The following is a 10,804-nucleotide window of genomic DNA, read 5'->3' on the forward strand; positions in this document are numbered from 1 at the left end:
GTGACCGAATCTGTTCCCACCAACCATCAGGGCGACGACCTCGAGCGGCTGATTGGTTCGCGCATGACACGCAAGCAGGGAGTAACCGCGCCCCTCGGCTTCCGGGCAGCCGGACTGGCTGCGGGTATCAAAGCTAATGGCAACCCCGACCTCGCCTTGGTCTTCAACGAAGGCCCCGACCTGGGTGCCGCGGGGGTATTCACCCGCAATCAGGTCAAAGCCGCGCCTGTCCTTTGGACGCAACAGGTCATCCAAAGTCGGGCCCTGCGCGCGGTGATCCTCAATTCGGGCGGCGCGAATGCGTGCACCGGTCCGGAAGGCTTCCAGGATTCGCACGCCACCGCCGAGGCGGTCGCGACAGACCTGTCGAATTGGGGTACCGAAACTGGCGCCGTCGAGGTTGCTGTCTGCTCCACCGGCCTGATTGGTGAACGCCTACCGATGGACAAGGTGCGGGCCGGCGTCACTGAGATCGTCCACGAGATGGCTGGCGGAATTGAAGGTGGCACCGACGCGGCCTACGCGATCATGACCACCGACACCATCCCCAAGCAGGTGGCGTTGCACCATACGGGCGGCTGGAACGTCGGCGGGATGGCCAAGGGTGCAGGCATGATGGCACCGTCGCTCGCGACGATGCTGGTGGTGCTCACCACCGACGCCAAAGTGAGCGCGGAAGCGCTCGATACCGCGCTGCGTCGTGCGACCGCACGTACCTTCGACCGCCTCGACATCGATGGGTCCATCTCAACTAACGACACCGTATTGCTCATGTCGTCCGGTGCCAGCCAGATTGAGGTACCGCAGGAAGAGCTCGACGCCGCGGTGTTTGCTGTCTGTGACGATCTCGCTGGGCAATTGCAGAGCGACGCCGAAGGCGTCACCAAGCGAATCGAGATCACCATTACCGGGGCGGTGACCGAAGACGATGCGCTGGAGATCGCGCGGGGCGTCGGCCGGGACTCCCTGGTCAAGACGGCACTGTTCGGATCCGACCCCAACTGGGGCCGAGTCCTCGCCGCTATCGGTGCCTCGCGCGTCCGGATCAATCCGGACTTGATCACCGTGTCGTTCAACGGATCGCCGATCGCCAAGAACGGCACCGGTGTCCCCGGGGCGCGCGACGTGGACCTGTCGGGCGATCGCATCGAGGTCGTTGCCGACCTTGGTCTCGGGGAAGCACAGGCCACCATCCGGACCACCGACCTGTCGCACGCCTACGTCGAAGAGAACTCGGCGTACTCGTCATGACCGACCTGAATCCGCTGGAAAAAGCGGGAATCATCGCCGAATCGCTGCCCGCCCTGCAGGCTTTGCACGGCAAACGAGTCGTCATCAAGTACGGCGGCAACGCCATGGTCGACGACGAACTCAAGAAGGCCTTCGCCGCCGACATGGCACTCCTGCGTGCCTGTGGCATCCATCCGGTGGTCGTCCATGGGGGCGGACCCCAGATTTCGGCGATGCTCGGCAAGTTGGGCCTGGAGGGGGAGTTCCGCGGCGGTTTCCGCGTGACCACGCCCGAAGTTATGGACGTGGTCCGCATGGTGCTGTTCGGTCAGGTGGGACGAGAACTCGTCGGCCTGATTAACGCGCACGGGCCCTACGCGGTCGGTATCACCGGCGAAGACGCCCACTTGCTGACCGCCACCCGGCGGACCGTCCTCGTCGATGGGCAGCCCACCGACATCGGTCTGGTTGGCGACATTTCCGAGGTCAACACCTCGGCCATCGACGATCTCATCGCCGCTGGCCGAATCCCCGTCGTTTCGACCATTGCACCCGACGTGGCGGGCCAAGTTCACAACATCAATGCCGACACTGCGGCCGGCGCTGTCGCCGGAGCACTCGGTGCTGAACACCTGGTGATGCTCACCGATGTCGAAGGTCTCTACACCGACTGGCCCGATCGAAGCTCACTGGTTTCAACCATCACCGCCAACGAGACCGAAGCACTGCTCCCGAGCCTCGACGCGGGGATGGTGCCGAAGATGGAAGCGTGCATGCGCGCGGTCCGCGACGGTGTCGGTGCCGCTCATGTGATCGACGGTCGAGTCCCACACTCGGTGCTCGCCGCGCTGCTCACCGCATCCACGTCCGGTACGACCGTCGTCGATGACGAACCCGGCGGCGCAGAAGGTCAGCAAGCAGAAGTTCATCACTCAGTTCACCAATCATCGGGAAGGCAGTCATGACTGCACCCTTGCAGCAGCGGTGGTCCGCTGCACTCATGAACAATTATGGAACCCCCGGAATTGCGCTGGTTCGCGGTAACGGCGCAATGGTCTACGACGCTGACGGGCGCGAATACCTAGACCTGCTCGGGGGGATCGCGGTCAATGCTCTCGGCCACGCCAACCCGGCCATCGTTGAGGCCGTCACGGCGCAGTTGTCGACCCTCGGGCATGTCTCGAACCTGTACATTTCGCCGCCCGTCGTGGAACTGGCCGAGCGTCTTCTCGCCGCCTTCGGGCACGACGGTCGCGTCTTTTTGTGCAACTCGGGCACCGAAGCCAACGAGGCGGCGTTCAAGCTCGCCCGCCGGACCGGTCGGCCACAGATCATTGCGACCGAAGGCGGATTCCACGGTCGCACCATGGGATCGCTTGCGATGACTGGGCAACCGGGCAAGCGTGCGCCATTTGAGCCGATGCCCGCCGGAGTCGACTTTGTTCCCTTCGGCGACATCGCTGCCCTCGAGGCCGCCGTCACCGGGCAGACGGCCGCCGTTATCCTCGAACCCATTCAAGGGGAGCGGGGCGTCGTCGTTCCACCGCCGGAATACCTGGCCGAGGCACGTCGAATTACCGCGGAGCACGGTGCGTTACTGATCCTCGACGAGGTGCAGACCGGTATCGGCCGCACCGGTTGGATGTTCGCGCACCAGCGGGCTGGGATCGTGCCTGATGTCATGACCCTCGCCAAGGGACTCGGCGGTGGCATGCCGATCGGGGCGTGCATCGCCACCGGTCCGGCCGCAGACCTGTTTGGACCCGGCGATCACGGCACCACATTCGGCGGCAACCCCGCGTGTGCGGCCGCCGCCCTCGCTGTCCTGAAGTACATCGACGAGCAGGATCTGCTGGCACACGTCGATCAGGTGGGTAAAACGATCGCCGACGGTATCGAAGCGCTCGGGCATCCGCAGGTCGCAGGGGTCCGAGGCGAGGGACTGCTGCTGGGCATCGTGCTGAACTCCGACATCTCCGGTGCTGCAGAGAAGGCCGCCCGCACTGCCGGCTACCTAATTAATGCACCCGCACCCAACGTGCTCCGGATTGCGCCGCCGCTGATCCTGACCGAAGAACAAGGCGCGCAATTTGTCGCCGACCTGCCCGCCATCCTGGATGCGGCCACCGACGAACAGACCGGAAAGGCCTGAATCATGACTGCACCTACCGCTGGCACCGTTCGGCACTTTCTGCGCGACGATGACCTGACCCCCGCCGAGCAGGCCGAGGTCCTCGCGCTCGCCGCCGAGATGAAGCGTGATCGGTTCGCGTTCCGTCCCCTGGAGGGCCCGCGCGCCGTCGGCGTCATCTTCGACAAGAACTCGACGCGCACCCGCTTCTCGTTTGAGGTCGGCATCAGCCAACTCGGTGGCCACGCAGTCGTGGTCGACGGTGCCAACACTCAGATGGGTCGCGACGAATCGTTTGCCGACACTGGCCGCGTGCTGTCGCGGTTTGTCGATGCCATCGTGTGGCGCACATTCGGCCAAGACCGATTGGAAGCTGTCGCCGAATACGCGACCGTTCCCGTGGTCAACGCGTTGTCGGACACCTTCCACCCCTGCCAGATCCTGGCTGATCTGCAGACCATCATCGAACGCAAGGGGAGTGCCGCAGGCCTCACCATGACGTACTTCGGCGATGCCGCTAACAATATGGCGCACTCGCTGATGCTCGGTGGCGTTACCGCGGGTATGCACGTTCGGGTCAGCGGTCCCAGCGACTTCCAACCGGATCCGGCCGTGGTCGAGGCAAGTAACCGTCGCGCCGCAGAAACCGGTGGCAGCGTCGAACTCATCACTGACCCGATCGCTGCCGCGACGGGCGCTGACGTCCTCGTCACCGACACTTGGGTGTCGATGGGCCAGGAGGAAGACGGACTCGACCGGGTCGGACCGTTCCGGCCGTACCAGATCAACACCGAACTCCTCGCCCACGCTGCCGACGATGCGATTGTGCTGCACTGCCTCCCCGCCCACCGGGGTGAGGAAATTACCGATGAGGTCATCGATGGTCCGGCAAGCGTCGTCTTTGACGAAGCGGAAAACCGGTTGCACGCGCAAAAGGCGCTGCTTGCGTGGCTCATGGACCGACCGTGACCGCTCCCAACTCGGAACGCGAACCCGAACGCCTCGCGGCAACGCGTGCGGGTAGGCATTCGCGCATCGTCGAAATCCTGGCCGCCGAAACCATTCGGAGCCAGGTAGAACTGCAGCAACGGCTGGCGCAGATCGGTATCGACGCCACCCAGGCCACGATCTCGCGAGACCTCGAAGAACTCGGTGCCGTGAAGTTACGCGCCGCCGACGGTGGGGTAGGCGTGTACGTGGTGCCGGAAGACGGCAGCCCCATGCTTGGCGTGTCAGGCGGCACCGACCGAGTCGCACGCCTCGTGTCCGAACTGCTCGTATCAACGGACTCTTCGGGCGACGTCGCCGTTCTGCGCACCCCGCCCGGGGCCGCCGGATATCTCGCCAGCGCCCTGGATCGGGCACGACTGCCCGGGGTCGTTGGCACAATCGCAGGCGACGACACCATCTTCGTCTTGGCGAGGCGACCGCTGTCCGGTGCCGACCTTGCTGCCAGAATTGAAGGACTGGTCTAACCCAGGCCCTGCGTTAACTTACCGACCCCACCCGCGAACTCATGAGGAGCACGTGCCGACATGGCGACTGCCGAGAACAACAACGCACCAGCGACCGGAAACGATCACGAGGGCACCAATGAGGGCGCACTGTGGGGCGGACGATTCGCTGACGGTCCCGCTGCGGCGATGGCCGCGTTGAGCAAGTCGACGCACTTCGACTGGGCGCTGGCACCCTACGACGTTCAGGCATCCAAGGCACATGCCCGAGTTCTTGCCAAAGCCGGTTTGCTCACCGAATCCGATGCCGCGGCGATGCAGGTGGGATTGGATCAACTCGCCGCCGACGTTGCCGACGGCACTTTTGGTCCCGCAGAGTCGGACGAGGACGTCCACGGTGCGCTCGAACGCGGCCTGATTGAGCGAGTCGGTGCCGAACTCGGAGGCCGCCTCCGTGCGGGCCGCTCGCGCAACGACCAGGTCGCAACGCTATTCCGGATGTGGCTGCGCGATGCGATGAGCCGGGTTGGTCTCGGAGTTCTCGATCTCGCCGAGGCCCTCGTGAACCAGGCTGCGGCAAATCCCGGCGTCGTGATGCCGGGCAAGACGCACCTGCAAGCCGCGCAACCAGTGCTACTGGGCCACACCCTGCTCGCCCACGCACAGCCATTGCTCCGCGACGTCGCTCGACTCGTCGACGCAGATCGTCGCGTCGCCGTCTCGCCGTACGGTTCCGGCGCGCTCGCTGGTTCGTCGTTGGGCCTCGACCCCGCAGCCATCGCCGCCGACCTCGGATTCGACAGTGCCGCGGACAACTCCATTGACGCCACCTCCTCGCGCGACTTTGCCGCCGAAGCCGCGTTCGTCTTCGCGATGACCGCCGTCGACATGTCCCGGCTCGGGGAGGACGTCATTCTGTGGAGCACCCCGGAGTTCGGATACGTCACCCTCGCTGATGCATGGTCGACGGGCAGTTCGATCATGCCGCAGAAGAAGAACCCCGATGTCGCGGAACTGGCGCGCGGAAAAGCCGGGCGGATCATCGGTAACCTGACCGGGCTGCTTGCCACGCTGAAGGCGCAACCGCTCGCGTACAACCGCGATCTGCAGGAAGACAAAGAACCGGTCTTCGATTCGGTGGCCCAACTGGAACTGCTGCTCCCCGCCATGGCCGGTCTTGTCGCCACCCTGACCTTCCACCCGGAACGGATGGCCGAACTCGCACCCGCTGGTTTCACCCTGGCCACCGATATTGCCGAGTGGCTCGTCCGACAGGGGGTTCCGTTCCGAGTGGCACACGAGGTCGCCGGGGCCAGCGTCCGCGAAGCCGAACTGCGCGGGGTCGGACTCGATGAACTCGACGACGAAACCATGGCCGCGATCAACCCAGCACTGACACCAGCGGTCCGGGAAGTGCTGACCGTCACCGGTTCCATTGAATCCCGCAATGCCCTCGGTGGCACCGCATCAGTACAGGTGGAAAGGCAGATTACGGTCGCCGCGGCCAAGATCGCCGAACTGCGTGCGGCACTGACTTAGCAAACTCTGCTGGCCGGGTGATGCACATGCGGTCCGCATGCGCATGTCGACTGTGTCACTAGTAAACTCACGGCGTGCTCGCGAGCGCTGAATCTCGGCGAACGGGGCAACCGGAAGTGGTGAGGGGAAAAACCGTGGCGAGACTTCTGCCAGATGTGGGTGGAACCGTTGGTCGGATCGTGGCGACCGCACAGAACGGACTGGAAGTCATCCGGATGGGTGGCCTGGATACTGGGACTGAACCGACGCCGTACCAGGTTGTCGAGACCGAAAAAATGTACCGGCTTCGACGCTACTTCCCGGCCGACACCGGGGAGGGTTACGCCCACGTTGTGCTGGTCCCGCCAATGATGGTGTCGGCCAATGTCTACGACGTCGGGCCAGAGAACGGCGCAGCATCCGTGCTGTACCGGCACAAGGTGATCCCCTGGGTGGTCGACTTCGGCTCGCCGGACCACGAAGAGGGCGGCATGGAGCGCACCCTCACCGACCACGTTGTCGCCATCAGTCGAGTCATCGATCTCGTCCGGCGCGTCACCGGACAGGACGTCCACCTCGGCGGATATTCGCAGGGTGGCATGTTCGCCTACCAAACGGCCGCCTACCGGCGATCCAAAGGCATCGCCAGCGTGATCACCTTTGGCAGTCCGGTCGATATCCTCGCCGCACTGCCACTCGGCCTGCCGGCGCAACTAGCCGTTCCCGGAGCCGAATTTGTCGCCGACAATGTTTTCAACCGTCTCTGGATTCCCAGCTGGTTGGCACGGGCGGGATTCCAGCTTGTTGACCCCGTCAAGACCGTGCGAAGCCGCATCGACTTTCTCCGCAAACTTCACGACCGAGATGCTCTTCTCCCGAGAGAAGACCAGCGTCGCTTCATCGAGCAGGAAGGCTGGGTGGCCTGGTCGGGCCCGGCCGTGGCTGAACTCTTGCGTCAGTTCGTCGTCCACAACCGCATGATGTCCGGCGGTTTTGTCATCGACGGGGACGTTGTCTCGATGACGGAGATCACCTCGCCGATCCTGGCCTTCGTCGGCGAAACTGACGACATCGGTCAACCGCTTGCCGTGCGCGGCATCGTCCGGGCGGCGCCCGACGCCGAAGTCTATGAGTCAGATCTGCCCGTCGGACACTTCGGCTTGGTGGTCGGTTCGAAAGCCGGCCAGATCACGTGGCCGACGGTCGGCGAATGGATCCAATGGCAAGAAGGCAACGGCGACCGCCCTGCGGCTATCGATCGGATGCGTCCCACCGCACCGAGTGAGCGCGGAACCGGTATTAGCTGGGCCAATCGTCTGACCTACGGTGTTGGTCAGGTGGCCGGGGTGGGAAATACCGTCTCGAAGGAACTTGTCGGTGCCGTCAGTGGGCTCCAGCGAACCACGAAGGCAGTGGCGACCGAATCGGTCCGTACTGTCCCACGACTTTTCCGCCTGGGGCAGATTGAACCGTCCACGCGGGTCTCTCTCGGCAAATTGATGAGCGAGAACGCCAAGCGCACACCGAACGAGGAAGCCTTCCTCTTTGAGGATCGAGTCCTGACCCACGCCCAGGTCAATACTCGAATCAACAATGTGGTGGCCGGCCTCATCGAATGCGGTATTCGTCCGGGCGTCCATGTCGGCATGATGATGGATCCCCGGCCGTCGGCCCTCGTGACCGTCGCGGCGCTGTCACGACTCGGTGCGGTCGCAGTGCTTCTGCCGTCGTGGGATGAACTTCCCGAGCTCCTCGCGCTCGCCGAGACAAAAGTCATCGTCACCGACCCGGTGCACTTGGATCGTGCCGCAACCGCGTGCGATCGAGTCTTGGTCCTCGGCGGTGGCAGCAGTGATGCCCGCGCTATCGAACGCGCCGACGGCGAACGCATCGTCGATATGGAGAAGATCGACCCCGAACGCGTCCGCATGCCGTCGTGGTATCGGCCCGATCCAGGCCTCGCCGGCGACCTCGCTTTCATTCTCTTCACCGAAACCCAGGGTCGCGTGAACCGGTGGTCGATCACGAACCACCGATTCGCCATGTCGGCCTTCGGTGCCGCTGCGGCAGCGGGTCTGTCCAGCCGCGACACGGTTTACTGCCTTCCGCCACTCCACCACGCATCGGGCCTGCTGACCACCCTCGGTGCCACCGCCGCCGGCCGCTCACGCATTGCCCTTTCGACAGGAGTCGATCCGGAACGGTTCAGCCGTGAGGTGCGACGCTATGGCGTCACCGTGGTTTCGTACACCTGGAATATGTTGAGCGACATCCTCGACGACCCGAAGTTCGACGCCAGCCAGCTCGGCTCCGTCCGGCTCTTCATGGGTTCGGGCCTGACCACGGGGTTGTGGAAGCGCATTCGGGAACAACTCCCGAAGGCTCGCGTTCTCGAATTCTTCGCCACCGCCGATGGTTCAGCGATTCTCGCCAACGTCGAAGACAACAAGATTGGATCGATGGGCGTCGCTCTCCCCGAAACCAATCCGGTGCGGATCGCCGCCTACGACCCGGTCACCGAACGACTGGAGATCGACCGCGAAACCGGGTACATCAGGGAGACCGGTCCTGGCGAAATCGGCATGATGGTCGCGCATGCTGGCCAGCGGTTCGAAGCTTCGGGCCTGGTCCTCCGAGACGTCTTCCGCCCGCGCGACCGATGGGAAGTTGCGGGGAGCCTGTTCCGCGCCGACAGCGAGGGGGACCTTTGGTATGTCGGGTCAGCGCAAGGCGTTGTACAGAGCGCTGCCGGCCCGGTCTTCACCGTCCCGATGCAGCAGGCACTGTCGCAGATCAACGGCGTCAAGGCTGTCGGCGTCTATTCGGTGGGGGAGTCGGGACAGCAACTCGCAGTGGCAGTAATGCAGCTGTCGCATGGATTCACCTCGCTGACTCCGACCCAGATTCGCGTTGCCCTTGGCGAACTTCCCGCCGAACAGCGTCCGCACCTGGTCCGAATTGTTGACGAGATCCCGCTTTCCGAATCGTTCCGGCCGCTCACGCGGTCGTTCGCGGCGAAGGGGATGCCGAAGCCGGGTGCCAAAATCTGGTACCGCGACCCCGACGGTCGGTACCGCCGGTTCACCGCGACGGCAGCATCGTCAGTCGATCTTCACCAGATCCCGAATGCCATCGGCGGGGGCACCACAGATGAGGACGTTGCCGACGGGGACGTTGCTCGCGACGACCTTGATGTGATCGCCGAGTAGCCTTAGATTCGTTAATCGCCGCGTCCCCTCGCCAGGCAATTCCTCCTGCGGGCGAGCGCGGCCCGACCGAGACAACGAAGTGGGAGCTGATGGCAACACGTGCCGAGGGCATCGATCCGGTGGTCCGAGACCGACTGGTGTGCCCCCAGGATCTGGGCGAATTGATCAATGCGGGCGATGAGCTCTACAACCCGCGGCTCCGAGTCGCCTATGCCATCGACGAGCATGGCATCCCAAACATGCTGATCGACGATGCGCGTGCAGTCTCCGACGACGAGCACGCGCGCTTTACGGCAAAGGACGCGTGAGTCGGAGTTGGAAAACAACATCATCGATGAACTGGCTTGGCGCGGCCTCATCGGCCAGACCACTGACGAAGCCTCGCTCCGGGAAGCGCTGGAATCGCCAATTTCGCTGTACGCCGGATTCGATCCGACGGCGTCGAGCCTGCACGCCGGTCATCTGGTTCCGTTGTTGACCCTGCGTCGCTTCCAGCAGGCAGGTCACCGTCCGGTGGTCTTGTCGGGTGGAGCGACTGGGCTCATCGGTGACCCCCGCGATGTCGGTGAGCGCACCATGAATTCCACCGATACCGTCTCGGAGTGGGCGGACAAGATCGTTGGGCAATTGGAACGCTTCGTCACCATCGACGATTCGGCCAATGGAGCCGTCCTCGTCAACAACAACGAGTGGACCGGGCCGATGACGGCAATCGAGTTCTTGCGCGATGTGGGCAAGCACTTCTCGGTCAACGTGATGCTCGCTCGCGAAACGGTGAAGCGTCGCCTCGAGTCCGACGGCATCAGTTACACCGAGTTCAGCTACCTCCTGTTGCAGTCCAATGACTACCTGCAGTTGTTCCGCAAGTACGGATGCGTTCTGCAGATCGGTGGGTCTGATCAGTGGGGCAACATCCTCGGCGGCGTTGACCTCATCCGCAAGGTCGAGTCGGGGAGCGCGCATGCGCTCACCGTCCCGCTCGTCACCTCAGCCGACGGCAAAAAGTTCGGTAAGTCGACCGGTGGTGGCAGTGTCTGGCTCGATCCCGAGCTCACCAGTCCCTACGCCTGGTACCAGTACTTCGTGAACACGGCCGACGCCGATGTCGTGAAGTTCCTGAAGTGGTTCACCTTCCTCTCGCGTGAAGAGATCGACGAACTCGAACAGCTCACCGAGGAGAAGCCTCACCTTCGGACCGCGCAGAAGCGGTTGGCTGCCGAACTCACCACGCTGATTCACGGAGCTGACCAGACTGCGGCTGC

Annotated in this window: 9 protein-coding genes (1 of these 9 running past the window's edge); all 9 read left to right on the forward strand. The window is 63.9% G+C overall.

The annotated features are described in order from the left end of the window. Positions 1-48: 48 nt before the first annotated feature. A complete protein-coding gene (gene argJ, locus AC1L34_RS03675) occupies positions 49-1,251 on the forward strand; it encodes a bifunctional glutamate N-acetyltransferase/amino-acid acetyltransferase ArgJ (protein ID WP_424296907.1) in 1,203 nt (400 codons plus the stop codon). Continuing rightward, entirely contained in the window at positions 1,248-2,195 is a 948-nt protein-coding gene (gene argB / locus AC1L34_RS03680; protein WP_424296890.1) for an acetylglutamate kinase, read from the forward strand. Before argJ ends, argB begins: the two co-directional genes overlap by 4 nt. After that, positions 2,192-3,382, forward strand: a complete 1,191-nt coding sequence (locus AC1L34_RS03685) for an acetylornithine transaminase (protein ID WP_424296892.1) — start codon at positions 2,192-2,194, stop codon at positions 3,380-3,382. Before argB ends, AC1L34_RS03685 begins: the two co-directional genes overlap by 4 nt. Positions 3,383-3,385: 3 nt before the next feature. Continuing rightward, complete coding sequence (argF, locus tag AC1L34_RS03690; protein WP_424296894.1) at positions 3,386-4,330, forward strand: ornithine carbamoyltransferase; 945 nt, start codon at positions 3,386-3,388, stop codon at positions 4,328-4,330. Next, entirely contained in the window at positions 4,327-4,836 is a 510-nt protein-coding gene (locus tag AC1L34_RS03695) for an arginine repressor (RefSeq protein ID WP_424321793.1), read from the forward strand. Before argF ends, AC1L34_RS03695 begins: the two co-directional genes overlap by 4 nt. Before the next feature lie 60 nt (positions 4,837-4,896). Continuing rightward, on the forward strand, positions 4,897-6,354 hold the full coding sequence (gene argH, locus AC1L34_RS03700; protein WP_424296897.1) for an argininosuccinate lyase: 1,458 nt from the start codon (positions 4,897-4,899) through the stop codon (positions 6,352-6,354). Positions 6,355-6,488: 134 nt separating this feature from the next. Further along, the gene (locus tag AC1L34_RS03705; RefSeq protein WP_424324465.1) at positions 6,489-9,542 is read left to right on the forward strand and encodes an AMP-binding protein; all 3,054 of its coding nucleotides are present in this window, start codon (positions 6,489-6,491) and stop codon (positions 9,540-9,542) included. Between the two features lie 89 nt (positions 9,543-9,631). Then, entirely contained in the window at positions 9,632-9,850 is a 219-nt protein-coding gene (locus tag AC1L34_RS03710; protein WP_424296900.1) for a Trm112 family protein, read from the forward strand. Between the two features lie 7 nt (positions 9,851-9,857). Next, positions 9,858-10,804 carry the 5' portion of a tyrosine--tRNA ligase gene (tyrS, locus tag AC1L34_RS03715; protein ID WP_424296902.1) on the forward strand. 325 nt of this gene lie beyond the right edge of the window, so 947 of the gene's 1,272 nt are visible here — the first part of the coding sequence; the start codon lies at positions 9,858-9,860; the stop codon falls past the right edge of the window.

It is taken from the genome of Gordonia sp. 34D (assembly GCF_056682775.1).